This window comes from Streptomyces sp. NPDC002994 (assembly GCF_040611155.1).
Taxonomy (GTDB): Bacteria; Actinomycetota; Actinomycetes; order Streptomycetales; family Streptomycetaceae; genus Streptomyces.
This window is the reverse complement of record NZ_JBEXNQ010000002.1, coordinates 13,179-37,844: the sequence shown is the minus strand read 5'-3', so window position 1 is coordinate 37,844 and position 24,666 is coordinate 13,179. Positions and strand designations below refer to the sequence as shown.

Sequence of the window (24,666 nt, the reverse complement as noted above, 5' to 3'; positions counted from 1 at the left end):
CCAGCGGCCGTAGTCGGGCAATTGCCTCAGCCCGTCGTCTCCTCGTTCCGTACGGAACGGGAGGCGGCGGGCTCTCGCGTGTGCGGGGCACCGTTCCTCGCTGCCGGCGCCGCGCCGCGCGGCAGCGGCGGGGCAGGCACCGGACGGGGTGGCCCCTCGAACGCCCTCGCCACCGCCGCGTCCAGCCCCAGCGCGGCGCCCTCGCACCGGAACGTCTCGTACCGGCTGTCGCCCAGCCGCTCGCGCGCCTTCTCCTCGCACAACGCGTGCGGAGCGTTGTAGTACGCCGAACCGAACAGCGGCAGTCCCACCGACGGCCAGATCCGCTCGGCCGCTCCCTGAAGCACGGCCGCCTCCGCCGGATCACCGGCGTCGAGGGTGACCAGCGCCAACAGCTCCAGGGCGAGCACCGCGCCGAGCAGATCGTTGAAGGCGTGGTCGATGGCGAGGCACTCCAGCAGCAGCTCCCTCGCCCGGGCCGGGCGGCCGTTCGTACGCTCGGCATAGGCGCGGACGTACAGCGCGTACGCGAGAGCCCAGCGCTCTCCGTGGTCCTCGCAGACTTCGCTGACCTCCTCGCAGATCGCGACGGCCCGCTCCAGATCCCCGCGGAACGCCACCGCCATCGCCAGCTCGACCTGCCCCATCAGCACATTGCTGTTGAGCTCGCCGATCTCCTCGTACCGGGCGAGCGCCTCCCGCAGCAGCTCCTCGGCGCGCGGCATGTCGTCGGTGACCAGCGCCAGGCAGCCGGACCGGTGCACCGCGTACGCCGCCGCGAGGGCGTTCGCGCTGAGCTCGGCGCCCTCCCGGCACTCCTGAAGCGCGGCGAGCGCTGCGATCGCGTCGCCCTGCAGCACGGCCACATAGCCGAGCACCCACAGCGCCTTCAGCCGGTGCGCCTCGTGCTCGCCCTCCGCCTCCAGCGCGTGGTCCAGCCAGTGCCGCCCCTCCGACAGGCGCCCGCAGCCGACCCAGTAGAACCAGAGCGTGCCCGCCAGATACTGGCCCAGGTGCACGTCCTCGGCGTGATCGAGCGAGTACTCCATCGCCCGGCGCAGATTGGGCAGTTCACTGTCCACGCGCGCCGCCACCTCGGCCTGGCGGGGGCTGAACCACTCCAGTTCGCACCAGGTCGCGAGCCCGAGGTACCAGTCGCGGTGCCTGCGGCGCACGCGCTCCGCGTCGCCCATGGCCGCCAGCCAGTCGGCGCCGTACTCCCGGACGGTGTCGAGCATCCGGTAGCGGACCCCCGCCGGCGTGCTGACGGACTCGCGGGCCACGACGGACTGCGAGATCAGATCGGTGAGTACGTCGAGCACACTGCTGTCCGGGAGCTCGGGCCCGCCGCAGACGTACTCGGCCGCCTCCAGGTCGAACTGCCCCGCGAACACCGAAAGCCGCGCCCACAGCAGCCGCTGCTCCGGCGTGCACAGCTCGTGGCTCCAGCCGATCGCCGTACGCAGCGTCTGGTGGCGGGGGAGCGCGCCACGGGTGGAGCCGGTCAGCAGCCGGAAACGGTCGTCGAGCCGGTCCAGCACCTGCTCGACGGAGAGCGCCTTGAGCCGCCCGGCCGCCAGCTCCAGAGCGAGCGGAATCCCGTCCAGGCGGCGGCACAGCTCGTGCACGGCGCCGCTGTTGGCGTCCGTCAGCCGGAAACCGGGCTGCCCCGCGGCGGCCCGGTCGGTGAAGAGCCGGACCGCCTCCGGGTCCGGCATCGGCGGCAGGGGGAAGGTCTGTTCGCCGTCGACGCACAGTGGCAGCCGCCCGGTGGCCAGTACCGTCAGTCCGGGAGCACGCCGCAGCAGCTCCCTGACCAGCCCGGCGACAGCGTCCACCAGGTGCTCGAAGCCGTCGAGTACGAGCAGCAGCCGGCGCCCCGCCAGATGCTCCACCAGCACAGTGCGCGGCGGCTTGCTGGTGTGGTCGGTCAGCCCCAGTGCCTCGACGACCGCGTGCTCCAGCAGTCCGGGGTCGGTGAGTGCGGACAGCTCGGCGAGCCGGGCCCCGTCGCAGTACCGTTCCTGCGCTTCAGAGGCGGCGCGCAGTGCGAACCGCGTCTTGCCGACGCCGCCCACCCCGGTCACGGTGACCAGCCGGGCGTTCTCCAGGAGACGGCTCAGCTCCGCCAGTTCCACCCCGCGCCCGACGAACGGATTCAGCTCCGCCGGAAGGCCGCCGTGAGTGGAGGAGTGGGGCGCGGAAGGGGAAGTGCGTCGCATGAAACACGGAGCGTACCGATCCGTAAGCACTCCGTACAATCACCCCGGTGGCGGCCGCTGTGCCTGCCCGTAATGCGGTACGGACCCGGAGCCCTGGCGCGATAGGCTCGCAGAACGACTTTTCTCACGTATAGGGAGCGGTGCAAAGTGTCCGGTGGAGAGGTGGCCGGCATCCTGGTGGCCGTCTTCTGGGCGATCCTGGTCTCCTTCCTCGCCGTGGTGCTGGTGAGACTGGCCCAGACGCTCAGGGCGACGACCAAGCTGGTGGCGGATGTGACCGAGCAGGCCGTCCCGCTGCTGGCGGACGCCTCCGCGACCGTGCGGTCCGCGCAGACCCAGCTCGACCGGGTGGACGCCATCGCGACGGACGTCCAGGAAGTCACCTCCAACGCGTCCGCGCTCTCGACGACCGTCGCGTCGACTTTCGGCGGCCCGCTCGTCAAGGTCGCCGCCTTCGGGTACGGCGTACGGCGGGCGATGGGCCGCGACAAGGACGCTCCGGCGACGACGGAGCAGCCGTCGCGTCGCACTGTGATCGTCGGCCGGACCGTGCCGTCCGCCCGGCGCAGGAAGCGGAAGGGCTGAAGCCGCAATGTTCCGCCGTACGTTCTGGTTCACCGCAGGCGCCGCAGCCGGCGTGTGGGCCACCACCAAGGTCAACCGCAAGCTCAAGCAGCTGACGCCCGAGAGCCTCGCCGCGCAGGCCGCCGACAAGGCGATCGAAGCAGGTCACCGGCTCAAGGACTTCGCGCTCGACGTCAAGGCGGGAATGGCGCAGCGCGAAGCCGAACTCGGCGAAGCCCTCGGCCTCGAAGCACAGAACGACCCCAAAGTCATCGAGCACCGACGCGTCGCTGCTCTCGACCACTCACAGCATTCGTACAACCGGAATGAGGACCACTGATGGAGTCGGCTGAAATCCGCCGCCGCTGGCTGCGCTTCTTCGAGGAGCGCGGACACAACGTCGTGCCTTCGGCGTCGCTCATCGCGGACGACCCGACCCTGCTGCTGGTCCCCGCGGGCATGGTGCCCTTCAAGCCGTACTTCCTCGGCGAGGTCAAGCCGCCCGCCCCGCGCGTCACCAGCGTGCAGAAGTGCGTGCGTACGCCGGACATCGAAGAGGTCGGCAAGACCACTCGCCACGGCACGTTCTTCCAGATGTGCGGCAACTTCTCGTTCGGCGACTACTTCAAGGAAGGCGCCATCCAGTACGCCTGGGAGCTGCTCACCAGCTCCGTGGCGGACGGCGGCTACGGCCTCGACCCCGAGCGGCTGTGGATCACGGTCTACCTCGACGACGACGAGGCCGAGCAGATCTGGCGCGACAAGATCGGCGTACCGGCCGAGCGGATCCAGCGCCTGGGCAAGAAGGACAACTTCTGGTCCATGGGCGTGCCCGGACCCTGCGGCCCGTGCTCCGAGATCAACTACGACCGTGGCCCCGAGTTCGGCGTCGAGGGCGGCCCGGCCGTCAACGACGAGCGGTACGTGGAGATCTGGAACCTGGTCTTCATGCAGTACGAGCGGGGCGCCGGCGACGGCAAGGAGGACTTCCCGATCCTCGGTGACCTGCCGTCGAAGAACATCGACACCGGCCTCGGTCTCGAGCGTCTGGCGATGATCCTCCAGGACGTGCAGAACCTCTACGAGATCGACACCTCGATGGTGGTCATCGACAAGGCCACCGAGCTGACCGGTGTCCAGTACGGCGCCGACCACGCCTCCGACGTCTCGCTGCGCGTCGTCACCGACCACATGCGTACGTCGGTGATGCTCATCGGCGACGGCGTCACCCCCGGCAACGAGGGCCGCGGCTACGTGCTGCGCCGCATCATGCGCCGCGCCATCCGCAACATGCGCCTCCTGGGCGCCACCGGCCCCGTCGTCGCCGAGCTCGTCGACACCGTGATCACGTCGATGGGCGCGCAGTACCCGGAGCTCCTCACCGAGCGCAAGCGCATCGAGACCGTGGCCCTCGCCGAGGAAGCCGCGTTCGTGAAGGCCCTCAAGGGCGGCACGAACATCCTCGACACCGCCGTTACGGAGACCAAGGCCGCCGGCGGCAAGGTCCTCTCGGGCGACAAGGCGTTCCTGCTCCACGACACCTGGGGCTTCCCGATCGACCTCACCCTGGAGATGGCCGCCGAACAGGGCCTCTCCGTGGACGAGGACGGCTTCCGGCGCCTGATGAAGAAGCAGCGGGACATGGCCAAGGCCGACGCCAAGGCCAAGAAGACCGGCCACGCCGACGTCTCCGCCTACCGCGAGGTCGCCGACACCTCCGGCGCCACGGAGTTCACCGGCTACACCCACACCGAGGGCGAGTCGACCATCGTCGGCCTGCTCGTGGACGGCCTGCCCTCCCCGGCCGCCACCGAGGGCGACGAGGTCGAGGTTGTCCTCGACCGCACGCCCTTCTACGCCGAGGGCGGCGGTCAGCAGGCCGACACCGGCCGCATCAAGCTGGACACGGGCGCCATCATCCAGGTGCGCGACGTACAGCAGCCGGTCCCGGGCGTCTCCGTCCACAAGGGCTCGGTCCAGGTCGGCGAGGTGACCGTGGGAGCCTCCGCGTACGCCGCCATCGACCTGAAGCGCCGCCGCGCCATCGCGCGCGCCCACAGCGCCACGCACCTCACGCACCAGGCACTGCGCGACGCGCTCGGCCCGACCGCCGCCCAGGCCGGTTCGGAGAACTCGCCGGGCCGCTTCCGCTTCGACTTCGGCTCGCCGAACGCCGTACCGGGCACGGTCCTCACCGACGTCGAGCACAAGATCAACGAAGTGCTCGCCCGTGAACTCGACGTCCAGGCCGAGGTCATGTCGATCGACGAGGCCAAGAAGCAGGGCGCCATCGCGGAGTTCGGCGAGAAGTACGGCGAGCGCGTGCGCGTCGTGACCATCGGCGACTTCTCCAAGGAGCTGTGCGGCGGTACGCACGTCCACAACACCGCTCAGCTGGGTCTGGTGAAGCTGCTCGGCGAGTCGTCGATCGGCTCGGGCGTGCGGCGCATCGAGGCCCTGGTCGGCGTCGACGCGTACAACTTCCTGGCGCGTGAGCACACGGTCGTCGCCCAGCTCCAGGAGCTGGTCAAGGGCCGTCCGGAGGAGCTGCCGGAGAAGATCTCCGGGATGCTCGCCAAGCTCAAGGACGCCGAGAAGGAGATCGAGAAGTTCCGCGCGGAGAAGGTCCTCCAGGCCGCCGCGGGTCTCGCCTCCGGCGCCAAGGACGTGCGCGGCGTCGCGGTCGTCACGGGCCAGGTGCCGGACGGTACGTCGGCCGACGACCTGCGCAGGCTGGTCCTGGACGTACGCGGCCGGATCCCGTCCGACCGCCCGACGGTCGTCGCCCTGTTCACCACCGCCAACGGCCGCCCGCTGACCGTCATCGCCACCAACGAGGCCGCCCGCGAGCGCGGACTCAAGGCCGGCGACCTGGTCCGTACGGCCGCCAAGACCCTCGGCGGCGGCGGTGGCGGCAAGCCGGACGTCGCACAGGGCGGCGGCCAGAACCCGGAGGCCATCGGCGACGCCGTGGCCGCCGTCGAACGCGCTGTCGGCGAGAGCGCCTGATGCGACGCGGCCGTCGCCTCGCGATCGATGTCGGGGACGCCCGCATCGGGGTCGCCTCGTGCGACCCCGACGGGGTGCTGGCGACGCCGGTGGAGACCGTGCCGGGACGCGATGTCCCGGCCGCCCACCGGCGGCTGAGGCAGCTCGTCGAGGAGTACGAACCGATCGAGGTCGTGGTCGGCCTTCCTCGCTCCCTCAGTGGGGGCGAGGGGCCGGCGGCCGTCAAGGTCCGGGCGTTCGTTCAGGAGCTCGCTCGCGGCATCGCACCGGTTCCGGTGCGACTTGTCGACGAGAGGATGACCACAGTGACGGCCACTCAGGGACTGCGCGCTTCGGGCGTGAAGTCCAAGAAGGGCAGATCTGTGATCGACCAGGCGGCGGCAATTGTCATCCTTCAGAACGCTCTGGAAGCCGAACGGGTCTCGGGCCGTCCCCCGGGCGAGGGCGTCGAAGTGGTTGTCTGATCGCGATACGGTAACGTTCCGCGCGATGCGGCGGTGTTCGAACAGCTGCCGCACAAAGAAGAGGCGGAACGGATGCCGTGCCCCACGCGCGAAGCAGCCACCGCCTCGCGGCACACTATGGGGTTTCATGACTGAGTATGGCCGGGGCGCAGGCCACGAACCGTGGCATCCCGAGGACCCGTTGTACGGGGACCAGGGATGGGCAGGACAGCAGGCCGCACATGGTCAGCAGGGTCCGTACGGAGGTCAGCCGCAGCAGTACCAGCAGGAGCCGCAGCAGCCCGAGCAGCCGTACTACGAAGGTCAGCAGCACCAGCAGCACCCCGGCTACGCGGAGCAGCAACAGCCGTACAACCAACAGCAGTACGGCAACAACGGCGGCTGGGACACCGGCCAGCACCCGCACCAGCAGCAGGAACCGGTCCCGTACGGCATGAACCCGGTGCCCGACCCCTACACGGGCCAGCAGCCGGCCTACGGCGCCGCCGAGAGCCCCGACTACTACGCCGCGCCGGACGCCTACCCCCCGCCGCAGCCCCCGAACCAGCGCCGCGCCCCCGAGCCGGAGCCGGCCCCCGAGTGGGCCCCCGAGCACGAAGCGCCGGAGGAGCACCCGTTCTTCACGGGAGCCGACGACCGCGACGACGACGCGTACGACGACGAGCCGCGCGAAGCGCGCAGGGGCCGGGGCAGCGACCGCCGCGGCGGAAAGCCCAAAAAGAAGAAGAGCCGCAACGGCACGGCATGCCTCTTCGTGACGGTGGTCCTGGTCGGCGGCGTGGGCGGCATCGGCTACTTCGGCTACCAGTTCTACCAGGACCAGTTCGGCGCCCCGGCCGACTTCGAGGGCACCGGCACTGGTTCGGTCGAGGTCGAGGTCGAGGTCCCCAAGGGTGCGGGACTGGGCGAGATCGGCAGCATTCTCGCCCGCAAGGGGGTGGTCAAGAGCTCTGGCGCCTTCGTCTCGGCGGCGACGGCGAACCCGAAGAGCCAGGGAATTCAGGCCGGCGTCTACCCGATGAAGAAGGAGATGTCCGGCAAGGCGGCCGTCGATCTCATGATCAACCCGTCGAACTTGAACGCCCTTATTGTCAAGGAGGGCGAGCGGAATGTCGCGATCTATGAGGCGATCGACAAGAAGCTGAAGCTCGACGCCGGTACCACGGAGGACGTGGCCGAGAAGGAGTTCAAGGACCTCGGGCTGCCCGAATGGGCCAACGACGACCCCGACATCAAGGACCCGCTGGAAGGCTTCCTCTATCCGTCGCGTTACGACATCGGCGGAAAGTCGACGCCCAAGTCCGTCCTCAAGCAGATGGTCGCGCGGGCCAAGACGAATTACGAGGCTGCGAATGTCGAAGCCGAGGCACAGAGGCTCGGGCTCGACTCCCCGATGGACCTGATCACGGTGGCGAGCCTCGTCCAGGTCGAGGGCAAGTACAAGCACGACTTCGACAAGGTGTCCAGGGTCGTCTACAACCGCCTCAAGCCGAACAACACCGAGACCGTGGGGCGGCTCGAGTTCGACTCCACGATCAACTACATCAAGGCCGAGAGCCGGCTCGACATCGGGGCCGTCGACGGTCTGAGGCAGATCAAGGACCCGTACAACACGTACGACATCAAGGGGCTGCCGCCGGGTGCCATCAGCAACCCGGGCGCCGTGGCGCTGAACTCGGCGATCAACCCGAAGCCCGGCCCTTGGTACTACTTCGTCTCGGTCACGGCGGATAAGACCCTCTTCGCGGTGACCAACGCCGAGCATGAGAAGAACCGGCAGCAGTACGAGGACGAGCTGGAGAAGTCCGGACAGTGAGCACAACTCGACGCGCGGCCGTCCTCGGCTCGCCCATCGCGCACTCCCTCTCGCCCGTACTGCACCGCGCCGCGTACGAGGCGCTGGGCCTGACCGACTGGTCGTACGACCGCTTCGAGGTGGACGAGGCCGGGCTCCCCGGCTTCTTCGCGGAGCTCGACGCGTCCTGGGCGGGCCTGTCCCTCACCATGCCGCTCAAGCGCGCCGTCATCCCGCTGCTCGACGAGATCAGCGACACGGCGGCGTCGGTCGAGGCGGTGAACACGGTCGTCCTCACCGAGGACGGCCACCGGCTCGGCGACAACACCGACATCCCCGGGATGATCGCCGCCCTGCACGAACGCGGTATTGCGAAGATCGACTCCGCGGCGATCCTCGGCGCCGGAGCCACCGCCTCGTCCGCGCTCGCCGCGCTCTCCCGCCTGTGTACGGGGCCGGTCACCGCGTACGTCCGCAGTTCCGCCCGCGCCGACGAGATGCGGCAGTGGGGCGAGCGGCTCGGAGTCGACGTACGCATCGCCGACTGGGCGGAGGCGGAGCAGGCGTTCGACGCACCGCTCGTCATCGCCACCACCCCGGCCGGGACCACGGACGCCCTCGCGCAGGCCGTGCCGGACCGCCCCGGCACGCTCTTCGACGTCCTGTACGAGCCCTGGCCGACCGCACTCGCCGCCGCCTGGTCCGCGCGCGGCGGCGCGGTCGTCGGCGGCCTCGACCTGCTCGTACACCAGGCCGTGCTCCAGGTGGAGCAGATGACGGGCTGCGCCTCCGCGCCGCTCGCCGTCATGCGGGCCGCCGGCGAGCGGGCGCTCGGAACCGAGTCGTGAGCGAGGCGGCGGAGCAGCCGCAGGCCGCGCCCGAGCTGCTGAAGCTGACAGTCCACTTCCTGCCGGAATGGCTGGTTCTCAGCCTGGGCGCGGCTGTTCTGCTCCTGGTGCTGGGGGGCTGGACGCGCAAGCGGTGGCGCACCGCGGCGGGGCCTGGGACCGCGAAGGACCGTCCCGCCGACTGAGCAGGCCGTCCGTTTGCTGGACCGGCGGCCGGATCTCCGCCCGGTCGTGGGAGGATCAGGGTGGCGGGCCAGGGCCGCGCACCCGGTCGCGCCGTCGCAGTTCCAGGCGCGAGCATGAGGAGCACCGTTGAGCAGGTTGCGCTGGCTGACCGCGGGAGAATCCCACGGCCCCGCACTCGTCGCGACGTTGGAGGGCCTTCCCTCCGGCGTCCCCGTCACCACGGAGATGGTGGCGGACGCGCTCGCCCGGCGGCGCCTCGGCTATGGGCGCGGCGCGCGGATGAAGTTCGAGAAGGACGAGGTCACCTTCCTCGGTGGCGTGCGGCACGGGCTCACCATGGGCGGCCCCGTCGCGATCATGGTGGGCAACACCGAGTGGCCCAAGTGGGAGCAGGTCATGTCGGCCGACCCCGTGGACCCCGAGGAGCTGGCCAAGCTGGCGCGCAACGCGCCGCTGACCCGCCCGCGTCCCGGGCACGCCGACCTCGCCGGGATGCAGAAGTACGCGCTCGATGAGGCACGGCCCGTCCTTGAGCGCGCGAGTGCGCGCGAGACCGCGGCCCGCGTGGCGCTGGGTACCGTCGCCCGCTCGTACCTGAAGCAGACCACCGGCATCGAGATCGTGTCGCACGTGGTGGAGCTGGCTGCCGCCAAGGCGCCGTACGGCGTGCTGCCCGTCCCCGCCGACGAGGCGAAGCTCGACGAGGACCCGGTGCGCTGCCTGGACGCGGACGCGTCGAAGGCGATGGTGGCCGAGATCGACCAGGCCCACAAGGACGGCGACACGCTCGGTGGTGTTGTTGAGGTGCTGGCTTACGGCGTGCCCGTCGGGCTCGGGTCGTTCGTGCACTGGGACCGCCGGCTCGACGCCCGGCTCGCCGCCGCGCTGATGGGCATTCAGGCCATCAAGGGCGTCGAGGTCGGCGACGGCTTCGACCTGGCCCGGGTGCCGGGCAGCAAGGCGCACGACGAGATCGTGCCGACCGCCGAGGGCGTACGTCGTACCACCGGGCGCGCCGGCGGCACCGAGGGCGGTATGTCCACCGGTGAGCTGCTGCGCGTACGGGCCGCGATGAAGCCCATCGCCACCGTGCCGCGCGCGCTCGCCACCATCGACACCGCCACCGGTGAGGTCGCCGCCGCGCACCACCAGCGGTCCGACGTGTGCGCCGTTCCGGCCGCCGGGATCGTGGCCGAGGCCATGGTCGCGCTGGTCCTCGCGGACGCCGTCGCGGAGAAGTTCGGCGGCGACAGCGTCGGCGAGACCCGGCGCAACGTGCGGAGTTACCTCGACAACCTGGTCGTCCGGTGAGCGCGACAGGCCGGCCGGTCGTCGTACTCGTCGGGCCCATGGGGGTCGGCAAGTCGACCGTGGGCGCACTCCTCGCCGACCGGCTGGGCGTGGCGTACCGGGACACGGACGCCGACATCGTCGCGGCCGAGGGACGGCAGATCGCCGAGATCTTCGTCGACGAGGGCGAGGCGCACTTCCGTGAGCTGGAGCGGCAGGCAGTGCGGGCCGCCCTCGCCGAGCACACGGGCGTACTCGCGCTCGGCGGCGGCGCGGTCCTCGACGACGGCACCCGGGCGGCCCTGGCCGGGCTGCCCGTCGTCTACCTCTCCATGAACGTGACCGAGGCGATCAAGCGCGTCGGGCTCAACACCGCCCGCCCGCTGCTGGCCGTCAACCCGCGCCAGCAGTGGAAGCAGCTGATGGAAGCGCGCCGGCATCTGTACGCCGAGGTGGCCGACGCGGTCGTCGAGACGGACGACCGCACCCCCGAAGAGGTCGCGCAGGCGGTCCTCGACGCACTCGAATTGAAGGAAGCATGACGGAGCAGGCAGTCACCCGTATCCAGATCGGCGGCAGCGAGGGCTCGGAGCCCTACGAGGTGCTGGTCGGCCGGCAGCTGCTCGGTGAGCTCCCCGGCCTGATCGGCGACCGGGCCCAGCGCGTCGCCGTCCTGCACCCCGAGGCGCTCGCCGGCACCGGCGAGACGATCCGCGAGGACCTCGCCGCCCAGGGCTACGAGGTCATCGCGATCCAGCTGCCGAACGCCGAGGAGTCCAAGACCGTCGAGGTCGCGGCGTACTGCTGGAAGGCCCTCGGTCAGACGAACTTCACGCGTACGGACGTGATCGTCGGCGTCGGCGGCGGAGCCACCACCGATGTGGCCGGTTTCGTCGCGGCGACCTGGCTGCGCGGGGTGCGCTGGATCGCCGTACCGACGACCGTGCTCGGCATGGTCGACGCGGCCGTCGGCGGCAAGACCGGCATCAACACCGCCGAGGGCAAGAACCTCGTCGGCGCCTTCCACCCGCCGGCCGGTGTGCTGTGCGACCTGGCGGCGCTGGACTCGCTGCCGGTCAACGACTACATCAGCGGCCTCGCCGAGGTCATCAAGGCGGGCTTCATCGCCGACCCGGTGATCCTCGACCTGATCGAGGAGGACCCGGCGGCGGCCCGTACGCCCGAGGGGCCGCGCACCGCCGAGCTGATCGAGCGCGCGATCCGGGTCAAGGCCGACGTGGTGTCGAGTGACCTGAAGGAATCGGGTCTGCGCGAAATCCTCAATTACGGTCACACGCTCGCGCACGCCATCGAGAAGAACGAGCGCTACAACTGGCGTCACGGCGCGGCTGTGTCGATCGGCATGGTCTTCGCCGCCGAGCTCGGGCGTCTCGCGGGCCGTCTCGACGACGCGACCGCCGACCGGCACCGCACGGTGCTGGAGTCGGTCGGGCTGCCGCTCACCTACCGCGGCGACCAGTGGCCCAAGCTGCTGGAGACCATGAAGGTGGACAAGAAGTCGCGCGGGAACGTGCTGCGCTTCATCGTGCTCGACGGTCTGGCCAAGCCGACCGTGCTGGAGGGCCCCGACCCGGCGGTGCTGCTGGCGGCGTACGGCGAGGTGTCCAAGTGACGCGGCGCGTCCTGGTACTGAACGGGCCCAACCTCGGCCGGCTCGGCTCGCGCGAGCCCGACGTGTACGGCGCGACTTCGTACGCGGGGCTGGTGGAGGAGTGCGGACGGCTCGGCAAGGAGCTGGGCTTCGACGTCGACGTACGCGAGACCAACGACGAGGGCGAGATGATCCGCTGGCTCCACGAGGCCGCGGACGGGTCAATTCCGGTCGTTATCAACCCGGGTGCCTTCACGCATTACTCGTACGGAATGAGGGACGCGGCGGCCCAGCGCACCGCGCCGCTCATCGAGGTGCACATCTCGAACCCGTACACGCGTGAGGAGTTCCGGCACACCTCGGTGATCGCCGCCGTCGCCAGCGGTACGGTCGCGGGCTTCGGCATCGGCTCGTACCGGCTCGCGCTGCGCGCCCTCGCCGAGGAACTCGACGGCTGAGCGGGCACTCTGGACCTGCCCCCGCCGTTCACAGTAGAACGGCGGGGGCAGGTACCTTTCGGTAGGCCCGGGCCGTCCTGGCCGAGCAAGAGTCGCCTGTACGAGACGGAGTGGCACCGGATGCAGCACGCAGTGGGGGCTCCGCTGCCACCACCCCACAGGCCCGCCGCAGGGTGGACGCAGGGCGCCCCGCACCCCGCCGGACCGCACGCAGGGCCTCCCGGGGGCCCGCCGGCCCCTCAAGGGCCTCCGCACGCCTCACAGGCCCCTCAGGCGCCTCAGGGCCCTCACGCCCCCGGAACGGCCCCTGGGCACGCACCGGCTTCTGGCTGGACCCCGCAGGCCCCACCACCCCCACACGCCCCGCAGAACGCGCAGCGGCCGCCGTCCCGGGAGAGCACCGGACACATCCAGCTGCCGCCCGGCGGCCCGGTCCCCGTCCCGGCGCCGCCGCCCGCCGCCGCGCCCACGGACACCGGTGGGACGACGCTGGCGGTGCTCCTCATCGGCCCCGCGGGCGCGGGCAAGACGACCGTAGCCAAGCACTGGGCCCAGCACCGCAGGGTGCCGACCGCGCACATCAGCCTCGACGACGTACGCGAATGGGTGTGCTCGGGGTTCGCCGACCCGCAGTCCGGCTGGAACGACCAGTCCGAGGCCCAGTACCGCCTCGCCCGCCGCACGTGCGGCTTCGCCGCCCGTAACTTCCTGGCCAACGGCATCTCGTGCATCGTCGACGACGCGGTCTTCCCGGACCGTCCCGTCGTCGGACTCGGCGGCTGGAAGCGCCACGTCGGGCCCGGGCTGCTGCCCGTGGTCATACTCCCCGGTCTGGAGATCGTGCTGGAGCGCAACGCCCAGCGCAGCGGCAACCGGCGCCTGTCGGACGAGGAAGTCGCCCGTATCCACGGCCGGATGGCGGGCTGGTACGGCTCGGGGCTGCCGATCATCGACAACTCGCAGTACGACGTGCCGACTACGGCCCGCGTACTGGACGAGGTGCTGGCCCGCTCGATAGCCAGCCCGCCGGCCTGGTAGGGCCGGTCGGCCGGTCTCACACAGCGCCGGGGCGCCCGGTCGGACGCGCTGAAGCGGCCGGACGGCGCCCGCGCTCGTACGCTCGAAACATGTCAGAGCTGTATGCGGTCCGCCGGGGACGGCTGCGCGACCGGTGCGCCGCTGCCGGCAGCGCCGCCGCACTGGTCTCCCGTCCCGCCAACGTCCGCTACCTGGCGGGCGGAGCCCCGCCCGGCGCAGTCCTCCTGCTGGGGCCGTCCGCCGGAGAGGCCGACGTGCTGGTCTGCCCCGGTACGTCGGTCGTCGACCCGGCGGACGGGCGCCCCGACGAACAGCTGCGGATCACGGTCCTGCCCGCGCCGGGCGGCGACGCCGTCGTCGCGGCGGCCAGGACGGCGGCGGCGGCCGGCGCGGACTCGCTCGCCGTCGAGGAGCATCACCTGACGGTCGCCCGGCACCGGGCGCTCGCCTCGGTCGCCCCACGGCTGCGCCTGGGCGACCTCGCCGGCGCCGTCGAGCAGCTGCGGATCGTCAAGGACGAGGAAGAGATCGCGTCCCTGCGGATCGCTGCCGAGATCACCGACCAGGCCCTCGGCGAAATGCTCGAATCGATCCTCGTCGGCCGCACCGAGCGGCATCTCGCCCTGGAACTCGAGCGCCGCCTGGTGGACCACGGGGCGGACGGGACCGCCTTCCCCACCTCGGTCGCCACCGGGCCGCACGCCGGCCTGGGCAGGCACCGGCCGTCGGACCGGCGGGTCGAAGAGGGTGATTTTCTCTCCGTCTGCCTCGGCGCGAACTACCGCGGCTACCGCTGCGAGATCGGCCGTACCTTCGTCATCGGTACGACGCCCGCCGACTGGCAGGTGGAGCTGTACGACGTCGTATTCGCCGCTCAGCGGGCGGGCCGGGAGGCGCTCGTGCCGGGCGCCGAGTACCGCGAAGTCGACCGCGCGGCCCGCAATGTACTGGCCTCGGCGGGCCACGGCGAGGCCCTCCCGCCGCAGACCGGGCACGGTGTGGGGCTCGAAATCGAGGAGGACCCGCAGCTGGCACCTGCGGCCATGGGTAAACTGGACGCTTGTGTGCCGGTCACCGTCGAACCGGGGGTCCACCTCCCGGGCCGGGGCGGTGTCCGGATCGATGACACGCTCGTCGTGCGCCCCGAGGCGGACGGCGGACCCGAGCTACTCACCATTACGACCAAGGAGCTGCTCGCGCTGTAGTGCAGTGCCGCAGCGCGCTTCCTCGGTCCCACCAGCCTTCAGTCCAGGAGATTCCGCAACCGTGGCTTCCACGAACGACCTCAAGAACGGCATGGTGCTCAAGCTCGACGGGGGCCAGCTCTGGTCCGTCGTCGAGTTCCAGCACGTCAAGCCCGGCAAGGGCCCTGCCTTCGTGCGCACCAAGCTCAAGAACGTGCTGTCGGGCAAGGTCGTCGACAAGACCTTCAACGCCGGTGTGAAGGTCGAGACGGCCACCATCGACCGGCGCGACATGCAGTTCTCGTACATGGACGGCGAGTACTTCGTCTTCATGGACATGGACACCTACGACCAGCTGATGGTCGACCGGAAGTCCGTCGGCGACGCCGCCAACTTCCTGATCGAGGGCTTCACCGCCTCCGTCGCCCAGCACGAGGGCGAGGTGCTCTACGTCGAGCTCCCGGCCGCCGTCGAGCTCACCATCCAGCACACCGACCCGGGCGTCCAGGGCGACCGCTCCACCGGCGGCACCAAGCCCGCCACGCTGGAGACCGGCCACGAGATCCAGGTTCCGCTCTTCATCACCACCGGTGAGAAGATCAAGGTCGACACGCGCACGAGCGACTACCTCGGCCGGGTGAACAGCTAACCGTGGCTGCCCGGAATACGGCGCGCAAGCGCGCCTTCCAGATCCTCTTCGAGGCCGACCAGCGCGGTGAGTCCGTGCAGACGGTCCTCGCGGACTGGATGCGGCATGCCCGGACCGACACGCGTCAGCCGCCGGTCAGCGAGTACACGATGCAGCTCGTCGAGGGGTACGCGGAATACGCGGACCGCATCGAGGAGCTCATCGCCACGTACGCCGTCGACTGGACGATCGACCGGATGCCGGTCGTCGACCGGAACATCCTGCGGCTCGGCACGTACGAGCTGGTGTGGATGGACGAGACGCCCGACGCGGTGGTGATCGACGAGGCGGTGCAAATCGCCAAGGAGTTCTCCACCGACGACTCCCCGTCCTTCGTGAACGGCCTCCTGGGCCGTTTCAAGGACCTCAAGCCGAGTCTGCGTCGCCAGTAGTAGCCAGTGAAAAGCCCTGCCGGGGTTATTAACGGCTGAAAGGGCCCGCAGCGCGCTTTTGAGCGTGCTGCGGGCCCTTTCGTTGCGTTCGGCCGCGGGGCGATATACGAAGAACTCCGGGGCCGGCGGAAGCCCGAAAGCTTCCGCCGGCCCCGGCGTTACGTTTCTGCTGGCGCCGCTCGGACTCAGGCGTCCTCGTGAGCGACCGCACGGCGCGCGTCCGCGTCGAGCACACCCCAGCTGATCAGCTGCTCGGTCAGGACCGAGGGCGACTGGTCGTAGATGACGGCCAGCGTGCGCAGGTCGTCCTGACGGATCGACAGGACCTTGCCGTTGTAGTCGCCGCGCTGCGACTGGATCGTCGCGGCGTAACGCTGGAGCGGGCCCGCCTTCTCGGCCGGGACGTGAGCGAGGCGCTCCAGGTCCAGGCGCAGCTTCGGCGGCGGCTCGGCGGCGCCCCCCGGCGTCGTGCCCGGCAGGAGCTCCTGGACCGGGACGCCGTAGAAGTCCGCCAGCTCGGCGAGGCGCTGTACGGTCACGGCACGGTCGCCGCGCTCGTACGAGCCGACCACGACGGCCTTCCAGCGGCCCTGGGACTTCTCCTCGACACCATGAAGGGAAAGGCCCTGCTGGGTGCGGATGGCGCGGAGCTTGGCCCCGAGCTGTTTTGCGTATTCGCTGGACATATGGCTCCCCGGACGCTGTGACGACGTGCGGCTCGGCCGCGCGGCTGGTCTCACTTGGTAACTCACTGTGAGGTTACGCAGCGTTACTTGGGTGCGTCAAGCCGAATGGGTCCAGACCGCCTACGCGGGGGGTCTCGCAAGGGCGGCCGAATAGTGCTGGTACGGTGGGTGGCGCAATTCCGACGTCCTTTAAGGTCCGTCCCGTGAGGCGGAGAAGGAGGTCCGTTTCCAATGGACACGGTTAATTCCGATGCCCCGCGCCCTGTTCTCGAGGGCCCGGACATCGAGCGGGTACTGACCCGCATCGCCCACGAGATCGTCGAGCGCGCCAAGGGTGCCGACGACGTGGTGCTCCTCGGCATCCCCACCCGCGGCGTCTTCCTGGCCCGCCGGCTGGCCGCCAGACTCGAACAGATCACCGGCCGCACCATGCCGGTCGGCTCCCTCGACATCACCATGTACCGCGACGACCTGCGTATGCGCCCCGCGCGGGCCCTCGCCCGTACCGAGATCCCCGGTGACGGCATCGAGGACCGGCTCGTCGTGCTCGTCGACGACGTGCTCTTCTCCGGCCGTACGATCCGGGCCGCGCTGGACGCGCTGGGCGACATCGGCCGCCCCCGCGCCGTACAGCTGGCGGTCCTCGTCGACCGCGGCCACCGGGAACTGCCGATCCGCGCCGACTACGTCGGCAAGAACCTCCCCACGTCGTTGCGGGAGACGGTCAAGGTCCAGCTCTCCGAGGAGGACGGCCGCGACGCCGTGCTGCTCGGTCTCCAGCAGACCGCTCCGGCCGGCGAGCAGTAGCGGGGCCTTTTGTACGGACCCGGACCGCCGGGGCCGTGCACCGGCCTGCCCTCCTGCCCGCCTCCACACACGCGCCCCTCACGAACCACGGAGCACCAGATGAAGCGTCACCTCATCTCGGCCGCCGACCTCACCCGCGACGACGCCGTACTGATCCTCGACACCGCCGAGGAGATGGCCCGCGTCGCGGACCGGCCGATCAAGAAGCTGCCGACCCTGCGCGGACGTACGGTCGTCAACCTCTTCTTCGAGGACTCGACCCGCACCCGCATCTCCTTCGAGGCCGCCGCCAAGCGCCTCTCCGCCGACGTCATCAACTTCTCCGCGAAGGGCTCGTCCGTCTCCAAGGGCGAGTCGCTCAAGGACACCGCGCTCACCCTGGAGGCGATGGGCGCCGACGCCGTCGTCATCCGGCACGGCGCTTCCGGAGCCCCCTACCGCCTCGCCACCTCAGGCTGGATCGACGGCGCCGTCGTCAACGCGGGCGACGGTACGCACGAGCACCCCACCCAGGCGCTGCTCGACGCGTTCACGATGCGCCGCCGGCTCGTCGGCGCCGACGCGGGGATTGGGCGTGACCTCGAAGGACGCCGGATCACGATCGTCGGCGACGTACTGCACAGCCGCGTCGCCCGCTCCAACGTCCTCCTGCTGCACACCCTCGGCGCCGAGGTGACGCTCGTCGCGCCGCCGACGCTGGTGCCGATCGGCGTCGAGCACTGGCCGTGCGAGGTCTCGTACGACCTCGACAGCGTGCTGCCGAAGTCGGACGCGGTCATGATGCTGCGTGTGCAGCGCGAGCGGATGAACGCCGCCTTCTTCCCGACCGAGCGCGAGTACTCGCGGCGCTACGGGCTGGACGGCGACCGGATGGCGCGGATGCCCGAGCACGCCATCGTCATGCACCCCGGCCCGATGAACCGCGGCATGGAGATCACGGCCCAGGTCGCGGACTCCGACCGCTGCACGGCCGTCGAGCAGGTCGCCAACGGCGTCTCGACCCGGATGGCCGTCCTGTACCTGCTTCTCGGCGGCAACGAGTCCGCCATCAGCCCCAGCTCGCCCCAGGCACGCACCGAGGAGAACAAGTAATCATGAGCAAGATCCTGATCCGCGGTGCGAAAGTACTGGGCGGCGAGCCGCAGGACGTCCTGATCGACGGCGAGACGATCGCCGAGGTCGGTACGGGACTGAGCGCTGAAGGCGCGACCGTTGTCGAGGCCGAGGGCAAGGTCCTGCTGCCCGGCCTCGTCGACCTGCACACGCACCTGCGCGAGCCCGGCCGCGAGGACTCCGAGACCGTCCTGACCGGTACGAAGGCCGCTGCTGTCGGCGGCTTCACGGCCGTCCACGCCATGGCCAACACCTTCCCGGTCGCGGACACGGCCGGTGTCGTCGAGCAGGTCTGGCGCCTCGGCAAGGAGTCCGGATACTGCGACGTGCAGCCCGTCGGAGCCGTCACCGTCGGCCTGGAGGGCAAGAAGCTCGCCGAGCTCGGCGCCATGCACGACTCCGCCGCCGGCGTGAAGGTCTTCTCCGACGACGGCAAGTGTGTCGACGACGCCGTGATCATGCGCCGCGCGCTGGAGTACGTGAAGGCCTTCGACGGCGTCGTGGCGCAGCACGCCCAGGAGCCCCGCCTGACCGAGGGCGCCCAGATGAACGAGGGCATCGTCTCCGCCGAGCTGGGTCTCGGCGGCTGGCCGGCCGTCGCCGAGGAGTCGATCATCGCCCGCGATGTGCTGCTCGCCGCCCACGTCGGCTCGCGCGTGCACATCTGCCACCTGTCGACCGCCGGCTCGGTGGAGATCGTCCGCTGGGCGAAGTCCAAGGGCTGGAACGTCACGGCCGAGGTCACCCCGCACCACCTCCTGCTGACGGACGAGCTGGTCCGTACGTACAACCCGGTCTACAAGGTGAACCCGCCGCTGAGGACCGAGGCCGACGTCATGGCCCTGCGCGAGGCTCTCGCCGACGGCACGATCGACTGCGTCGCCACCGACCACGCCCCGCACCCGCACGAGGACAAGGACTGCGAGTGGGCGGCGGCGGCCATGGGCATGGTCGGTCTGGAGACCGCCCTGTCCGTCGTCCAGCAGACGATGGTCGACACCGGCCTGCTCGACTGGTCCGGCGTCGCCGACCGCATGTCCTTCCGCCCGGCCGCCATCGGCCGCCTGGAGGGCCACGGCCGTCCCGTCTCGGCAGGCGAGCCTGCCAACCTCACGCTGGTCGATCCGGCTTACCTTGGAGCAGTGGACCCCTCGGGCTTCGCCTCCCGCAGCCGTAACACCCCCTACGAGGGCCGTGAGCTGCCGGGTCGCGTCACCCACACCTGGCTGCGGGGCCGCGCAACGGTCGTCGACGGGAATCTGGCGTGACACCTTTCATCCATCTGGCCGCCGAGGCCGCCGCCGCGGAGCGGAAGTCGGCCGAAGTGACCGACTGGGCCGCCCGCATCGGCTGGGTCGTCGGGCTGCTGCTCTTCATCGCGCTCGTGTACTGGCTGATGCGCCAGGGCTGGAAGTGGCGCGCCACCCTCCAGTCGGACCTCCCGGCCCTGCCCACCGCGCCCGAAGCGCCCGGTGAGGCGAAGCTGAGCATGAGCGGCCGCTACCACGGCTCGACGACCGCCGGGCAGTGGCTCGACCGGATCGTGGCCCACGGTCTCGGGACGCGCAGCAGGGCAGAGCTGAGGTTGACCGACGCGGGCCTTGAGGTCGTACGCCCCGGGGCGGCCGACTTCTTCGTCCCGGCGGCGGCGCTGCGCGAGGCCAGGCTCGACAAGGGCATCGCGGGCAAGGTCCTCGCCGAAGGCGGCCTGCTGGTCGTCACCTGGCAGCACGGCGACCAGCAGATCGACTCCGGCTTCCGCTCCGACCGCGCGGCCGAGCACACGGCCTGGGTCGAGGCCATCAACTCCATGACACGAATTTCTACGGAAGGCACCGCACGATGACGATCTCCACCCGGGGAGCCGCCAAGGCTCCCGCCGTACTCGTCCTGGAGGACGGCCGCAGCTTCCGCGGCCGTGCCTACGGGGCCGTGGGGGAGACCTTCGGCGAGGCGGTGTTCAACACCGGCATGACCGGCTACCAGGAGACCCTCACCGACCCGTCGTACCACCGTCAGGTCGTCGTCATGACGGCCCCGCACGTCGGCAACACCGGCGTGAACGACGAGGACGACGAGTCGGCCAAGATCTGGGTCGCCGGCTACGTCGTACGCGACCCCGCCCGCATCCCCTCCAACTGGCGCTCCCGCCGCTCCCTCGACGACCAGCTCGTCGCGCAGGGCATCGTGGGCATCAGCGGCATCGACACCCGCGCGCTCACCCGCCATCTGCGCGAGCGCGGCGCGATGCGCGTCGGCATCTTCTCCGGCGAGGCACTGGCCGATGAGGAGGCGCTGCTCGCCCGCGTCAAGGAGGCCCCCCAGATGGTGGGCGCCTCGCTGGCCGCCGAGGTCTCCACCGACGAGCCGTACGTCGTCCCCGCGATCGGTGAGAAGAAGTTCACCGTCGCCGCGATCGACCTCGGCATCAAGGGCATGACCCCGCACCTGATGGCCGAGCGCGGCATAGAGGTCCACGTCCTGCCCGCCACCGCCACGGCCGAGGACGTGTACGCCGTCGCCCCCGACGGCGTGTTCCTCTCCAACGGCCCCGGCGACCCGTCCACGGTCGACCTCACCGTCATCAAGGACGTCCTCGCCCGCAAGACGCCGCTCTTCGGCATCTGCTTCGGCAACCAGATCCTGGGCCGCGCGCTCGGCTTCGGCACGTACAAGCTGAAGTACGGCCACCGCGGCATCAACCAGCCCGTGCAGGACCGTACGACCGGCAAGGTCGAGGTCACCGCGCACAACCACGGCTTCGCCGTCGACGCCCCGCTCGACAAGGTCTCCGAGACCCCGTACGGGCGCGCCGAGGTTTCCCACGTCTGCCTGAACGACGACGTGGTGGAGGGCCTCCAGCTGCTCGACCAGCCGGCCTTCAGCGTCCAGTACCACCCCGAAGCAGCAGCGGGCCCGCACGACGCCGCGTACCTGTTCGACCGCTTCGTACAGCTCATGGAGGGCCAGCGTGCCTAAGCGCACCGATATCCAGTCCGTCCTGGTCATCGGCTCCGGTCCGATCGTCATCGGCCAGGCCGCGGAGTTCGACTACTCCGGCACGCAGGCCTGCCGGGTCCTCAAGGCCGAGGGCCTGCGCGTCATCCTGGTCAACTCCAACCCGGCGACGATCATGACCGACCCGGAGATCGCCGACGCCACGTACGTCGAGCCGATCACGCCGGAGTTCGTCGAGAAGATCATCGCCAAGGAGCGCCCCGACGCGCTGCTGCCGACGCTGGGTGGCCAGACGGCCCTCAACACGGCCATCTCCATGCACGAGCAGGGTGTGCTGGAGAAGTACGGCGTCGAGCTCATCGGCGCCAACGTCGAGGCCATCAACAAGGGCGAGGACCGCGAGCTCTTCAAGGGCGTCGTCGAGGCCGTCAAGGCCAAGATCGGTTACGGCGAGTCCGCCCGCTCGGTCATCTGCCACTCCATGGACGACATCATCGCGGGCGTCGACACGCTCGGCGGCTACCCCGTCGTCGTACGCCCCTCCTTCACCATGGGCGGCGCCGGCTCCGGCTTCGCGCACAACGAGGACGAGCTGCGCCGCATCGCCGGACAGGGCCTCACGCTCTCGCCGACCACCGAGGTGCTCCTGGAGGAGTCCATCCTCGGCTGGAAGGAGTACGAGCTGGAGCTGATGCGCGACAAGAACGACAACGTCGTGGTCGTCTGCTCCATCGAGAACTTCGACCCGATGGGCGTGCACACCGGCGACTCGATCACCGTCGCCCCGGCGATGACGCTGACCGACCGCGAGTACCAGCGGCTGCGTGACGTCGGTATCGCGATCATCCGCGAGGTCGGCGTCGACACCGGCGGCTGCAACATCCAGTTCGCGATCAACCCCGACGACGGCCGCATCATCGTCATCGAGATGAACCCGCGGGTGTCGCGTTCGTCCGCGCTGGCTTCCAAGGCCACCGGCTTCCCGATCGCGAAGATCGCGGCCCGTCTCGCCGTCGGCTACACGCTGGACGAGATCCCGAACGACATCACCGAGAAGACCCCGGCGTCCTTCGAGCCCACGCTCGACTACGTCGTCGTCAAGGTGCCGCGCTTCGCCTTCGAGAAGTTCCCGCTCGCCGACGCCACCCTCACCACCACCATGAAGTCGGTGGGCGAGGCCATGGCGATCGGCCGCAACTTCACCGAGGCGCTCCAGAAGGCCCTGCGCTCACTGGAGAAGACCGGCAGCCAGTTCGCCTTCACCGGCGACCCGGGCGACAAGGCGGCGCTGCTGCAGACCGCCAAGGTTCCCACCGACGGCCGCATCAACACCGTCATGCAGGCCATCCGGGCCGGCGCCACCCCCGAGGAGGTCTTCGACGCCACGAAGATCGACCCGTGGTTCGTCGACCAGATGTTCCTCATCAAGGAGCACGCGGACGAGCTCGCCGCCGCCGACAAGCTCGACCCGGACCTGCTCGCGGAAGCAAAGCGCCACGGCTTCTCCGACATCCAGATCGCCGAGATCCGCGGGCTGCGCGAGGACGTCGTACGCGAGGTCCGGCACGCCCTCGGCGTCCGCCCGGTCTACAAGACGGTCGACACCTGCGCCGCCGAGTTCGCCGCGAAGACCCCGTACTTCTACTCCTCGTACGACGAGGAGAGCGAGGTCGCGCCGCGCGAGAAGCCCGCGGTGATCATCCTCGGCTCGGGCCCGAACCGTATCGGCCAGGGCATCGAGTTCGACTACTCCTGTGTCCACGCCTCCTTCGCACTCAGCGATGCCGGCTACGAGACCGTGATGGTCAACTGCAACCCGGAGACCGTCTCCACCGACTACGACACCTCCGACCGCCTGTACTTCGAGCCTCTGACGCTCGAAGACGTGCTGGAGATCGTCCACGCGGAGACCCTCGCGGGCCCGATCGCCGGCGTCATCGTCCAGCTCGGCGGCCAGACCCCGCTGGGCCTCGCCCAGGCGCTCAAGGACAACGGCGTCCCGGTCGTCGGCACCCCGCCGGAGGCCATCCACGCCGCCGAGGACCGCGGCGCCTTCGGCCGCGTCCTCGCCGAGGCCGGACTGCCGGCCCCCAAGCACGGCACCGCGACGACCTTCGACGAGGCCAAGGCCATCGCCGACGAGATCGGCTACCCGGTCCTCGTACGCCCGTCGTACGTGCTCGGCGGACGCGGCATGGAGATCGTGTACGACGAGACGCGCCTCTCCTCGTACATCGCCGAGTCCACCGAGATCAGCCCCACCCGGCCGGTCCTGGTCGACCGCTTCCTCGACGACGCCATCGAGATCGACGTCGACGCCCTCTACGACGGCACCGAGCTCTACCTCGGCGGCGTCATGGAGCACATCGAGGAAGCCGGCATCCACTCCGGCGACTCCGCCTGCGCGCTGCCCCCGATCACCCTCGGCGGCTTCGACATCAAGCGGCTGCGGATCTCGACCGAGGCCATCGCCAAGGGCGTCGGCGTACGCGGACTGATCAACATCCAGTTCGCGATGGCCGGGGACATCCTGTACGTCCTCGAAGCCAACCCGCGCGCCTCGCGCACCGTCCCCTTCACCTCGAAGGCGACCGCGGTGCCGCTCGCGAAGGCCGCCGCCCGCATCTCGCTGGGCGCGACCGTCGCCGAGCTGCGCGCCGAGGGCATGCTGCCGAAGACCGGCGACGGCGGCACGCTGCCGCTCGACGCGCCGATCTCCGTCAAGGAGGCCGTGATGCCGTGGAGCCGCTTCCGCGACATCCAGGGCCGCGGCGTGGACACCGTCCTCGGCCCGGAGATGCGCTCCACCGGTGAAGTCATGGGCATCGACTCGGTCTTCGGCACGGCGTACGCCAAGTCGCAGGCCGGGGCGTACGGTCCGCTGCCGACGAAGGGCCGCGCGTTCATCTCGGTCGCCAACCGCGACAAGCGCACGATGATCTTCCCGGCGCGCGAACTGGTCGCCCACGGCTTCGAGCTGATGGCCACCTCCGGTACGGCCGAGGTGCTCAAGCGCAACGGCATCAACGCCACCGTCGTACGCAAGCTGAGCGAGGGCGAGGGCCCGAACGGCGAGCGGACGATCGTCCAGCTCATCCACGACGGCGAGGTCGACCTCATCGTCAACACGCCGTACGGCACCGGCGGCCGCCTCGACGGCTACGAGATCCGTACGGCAGCTGTGGCGCGCAGCGTCCCCTGCCTCACGACGGTCCAGGCCCTCGCGGCCGCCGTCCAGGGCATCGACGCGCTCGCCCACGGCGATGTCGGGGTCCGTTCCCTTCAGGAACACGCACAACGCCTGACAGCGGCCCGCGAGGTCTAGCGGCCCAGGAGGGGGACACCGGATGCG

At 70.4% G+C, this 24,666-nt stretch carries 23 protein-coding genes; 21 read left to right on the top strand and 2 right to left on the bottom strand.

From position 1 onward, the window contains the following. Positions 1-26: 26 nt before the first annotated feature. On the bottom strand, positions 27-2,222 hold the full coding sequence (locus ABZX79_RS02095; RefSeq protein ID WP_355250172.1) for an AAA family ATPase: 2,196 nt from the start codon (positions 2,220-2,222) through the stop codon (positions 27-29). 147 nt (positions 2,223-2,369) lie between these two features. On the opposite strand from ABZX79_RS02095, the gene ABZX79_RS02090 reads away from it, so the two are divergent. The 15 genes from ABZX79_RS02090 to nusB all read left to right on the top strand — a co-directional run bounded on the left by ABZX79_RS02090 (position 2,370) and on the right by nusB (position 15,750). Next, entirely contained in the window at positions 2,370-2,807 is a 438-nt protein-coding gene (locus ABZX79_RS02090; protein ID WP_355250169.1) for a DUF948 domain-containing protein, read from the top strand. Positions 2,808-2,814: 7 nt separating this feature from the next. Further along, complete coding sequence (locus ABZX79_RS02085; protein WP_355250167.1) at positions 2,815-3,126, top strand: DUF6167 family protein; 312 nt, start codon at positions 2,815-2,817, stop codon at positions 3,124-3,126. Further along, positions 3,126-5,795 carry an alanine--tRNA ligase gene (alaS, locus tag ABZX79_RS02080; protein ID WP_355250164.1) on the top strand — a complete coding sequence of 890 codons (2,670 nt, stop codon included), beginning with the start codon at positions 3,126-3,128 and terminating at the stop codon, positions 5,793-5,795. The genes ABZX79_RS02085 and alaS overlap by 1 nt, the downstream gene beginning before the upstream one ends. Next, the gene (ruvX, locus tag ABZX79_RS02075) at positions 5,795-6,259 is read left to right on the top strand and encodes a Holliday junction resolvase RuvX (RefSeq protein ID WP_355250161.1); all 465 of its coding nucleotides are present in this window, start codon (positions 5,795-5,797) and stop codon (positions 6,257-6,259) included. The genes alaS and ruvX overlap by 1 nt, the downstream gene beginning before the upstream one ends. A 127-nt stretch (positions 6,260-6,386) precedes the next feature. Beyond that, on the top strand, positions 6,387-8,075 hold the full coding sequence (gene mltG, locus ABZX79_RS02070; RefSeq protein WP_355250158.1) for an endolytic transglycosylase MltG: 1,689 nt from the start codon (positions 6,387-6,389) through the stop codon (positions 8,073-8,075). Beyond that, complete coding sequence (locus tag ABZX79_RS02065) at positions 8,072-8,902, top strand: shikimate dehydrogenase (RefSeq protein WP_355250156.1); 831 nt, start codon at positions 8,072-8,074, stop codon at positions 8,900-8,902. Before mltG ends, ABZX79_RS02065 begins: the two co-directional genes overlap by 4 nt. Then, positions 8,899-9,087, top strand: coding sequence for a hypothetical protein (locus ABZX79_RS02060; protein WP_355250153.1), 189 nt, complete (start codon positions 8,899-8,901; stop codon positions 9,085-9,087). The genes ABZX79_RS02065 and ABZX79_RS02060 overlap by 4 nt, the downstream gene beginning before the upstream one ends. Positions 9,088-9,214: 127 nt before the next feature. After that, positions 9,215-10,399 carry a chorismate synthase gene (aroC, locus tag ABZX79_RS02055; RefSeq protein ID WP_355250151.1) on the top strand — a complete coding sequence of 395 codons (1,185 nt, stop codon included), beginning with the start codon at positions 9,215-9,217 and terminating at the stop codon, positions 10,397-10,399. A gap of 38 nt (positions 10,400-10,437) precedes the next feature. Beyond that, positions 10,438-10,920: a shikimate kinase gene (locus ABZX79_RS02050; RefSeq protein ID WP_355251009.1), complete on the top strand. Its 483-nt coding sequence runs from the start codon at positions 10,438-10,440 to the stop codon at positions 10,918-10,920. Next, positions 10,917-12,011: a 3-dehydroquinate synthase gene (aroB, locus tag ABZX79_RS02045; RefSeq protein WP_355250149.1), complete on the top strand. Its 1,095-nt coding sequence runs from the start codon at positions 10,917-10,919 to the stop codon at positions 12,009-12,011. Before ABZX79_RS02050 ends, aroB begins: the two co-directional genes overlap by 4 nt. After that, entirely contained in the window at positions 12,008-12,448 is a 441-nt protein-coding gene (gene aroQ, locus ABZX79_RS02040; protein WP_355250146.1) for a type II 3-dehydroquinate dehydratase, read from the top strand. The genes aroB and aroQ overlap by 4 nt, the downstream gene beginning before the upstream one ends. A 120-nt stretch (positions 12,449-12,568) precedes the next feature. After that, entirely contained in the window at positions 12,569-13,486 is a 918-nt protein-coding gene (locus ABZX79_RS02035; protein ID WP_355250143.1) for a Pro-rich N-terminal domain-containing protein, read from the top strand. 89 nt (positions 13,487-13,575) lie between these two features. Next, positions 13,576-14,691, top strand: a complete 1,116-nt coding sequence (locus ABZX79_RS02030; protein WP_355250140.1) for an aminopeptidase P family protein — start codon at positions 13,576-13,578, stop codon at positions 14,689-14,691. 61 nt (positions 14,692-14,752) lie between these two features. Next, the gene (gene efp / locus ABZX79_RS02025) at positions 14,753-15,319 is read left to right on the top strand and encodes an elongation factor P (protein ID WP_214976693.1); all 567 of its coding nucleotides are present in this window, start codon (positions 14,753-14,755) and stop codon (positions 15,317-15,319) included. Positions 15,320-15,321: 2 nt separating this feature from the next. Beyond that, positions 15,322-15,750: a transcription antitermination factor NusB gene (nusB, locus tag ABZX79_RS02020; RefSeq protein ID WP_214976695.1), complete on the top strand. Its 429-nt coding sequence runs from the start codon at positions 15,322-15,324 to the stop codon at positions 15,748-15,750. Positions 15,751-15,935: 185 nt separating this feature from the next. Here the strand turns inward: nusB and bldD are convergent, their stop codons facing one another. Continuing rightward, a complete protein-coding gene (bldD, locus tag ABZX79_RS02015; protein ID WP_093801867.1) occupies positions 15,936-16,436 on the bottom strand; it encodes a transcriptional regulator BldD in 501 nt (166 codons plus the stop codon). Positions 16,437-16,667: 231 nt separating this feature from the next. On the opposite strand from bldD, the gene pyrR reads away from it, so the two are divergent. From pyrR to carB, 6 genes are all read left to right on the top strand, one after another. Next, complete coding sequence (gene pyrR, locus ABZX79_RS02010; protein ID WP_355250135.1) at positions 16,668-17,243, top strand: bifunctional pyr operon transcriptional regulator/uracil phosphoribosyltransferase PyrR; 576 nt, start codon at positions 16,668-16,670, stop codon at positions 17,241-17,243. Between the two features lie 99 nt (positions 17,244-17,342). Continuing rightward, positions 17,343-18,335 carry an aspartate carbamoyltransferase catalytic subunit gene (locus tag ABZX79_RS02005; protein ID WP_355250132.1) on the top strand — a complete coding sequence of 331 codons (993 nt, stop codon included), beginning with the start codon at positions 17,343-17,345 and terminating at the stop codon, positions 18,333-18,335. A gap of 2 nt (positions 18,336-18,337) precedes the next feature. Continuing rightward, a complete protein-coding gene (locus ABZX79_RS02000) occupies positions 18,338-19,624 on the top strand; it encodes a dihydroorotase (RefSeq protein WP_355250129.1) in 1,287 nt (428 codons plus the stop codon). Then, on the top strand, positions 19,621-20,202 hold the full coding sequence (locus ABZX79_RS01995) for a hypothetical protein (RefSeq protein ID WP_355250126.1): 582 nt from the start codon (positions 19,621-19,623) through the stop codon (positions 20,200-20,202). Before ABZX79_RS02000 ends, ABZX79_RS01995 begins: the two co-directional genes overlap by 4 nt. Then, positions 20,199-21,335 carry a glutamine-hydrolyzing carbamoyl-phosphate synthase small subunit gene (gene carA, locus ABZX79_RS01990; RefSeq protein WP_355250123.1) on the top strand — a complete coding sequence of 379 codons (1,137 nt, stop codon included), beginning with the start codon at positions 20,199-20,201 and terminating at the stop codon, positions 21,333-21,335. Before ABZX79_RS01995 ends, carA begins: the two co-directional genes overlap by 4 nt. Next, complete coding sequence (gene carB, locus ABZX79_RS01985; protein ID WP_355250120.1) at positions 21,328-24,639, top strand: carbamoyl-phosphate synthase large subunit; 3,312 nt, start codon at positions 21,328-21,330, stop codon at positions 24,637-24,639. Before carA ends, carB begins: the two co-directional genes overlap by 8 nt. Positions 24,640-24,666: the final 27 nt, after the last annotated feature.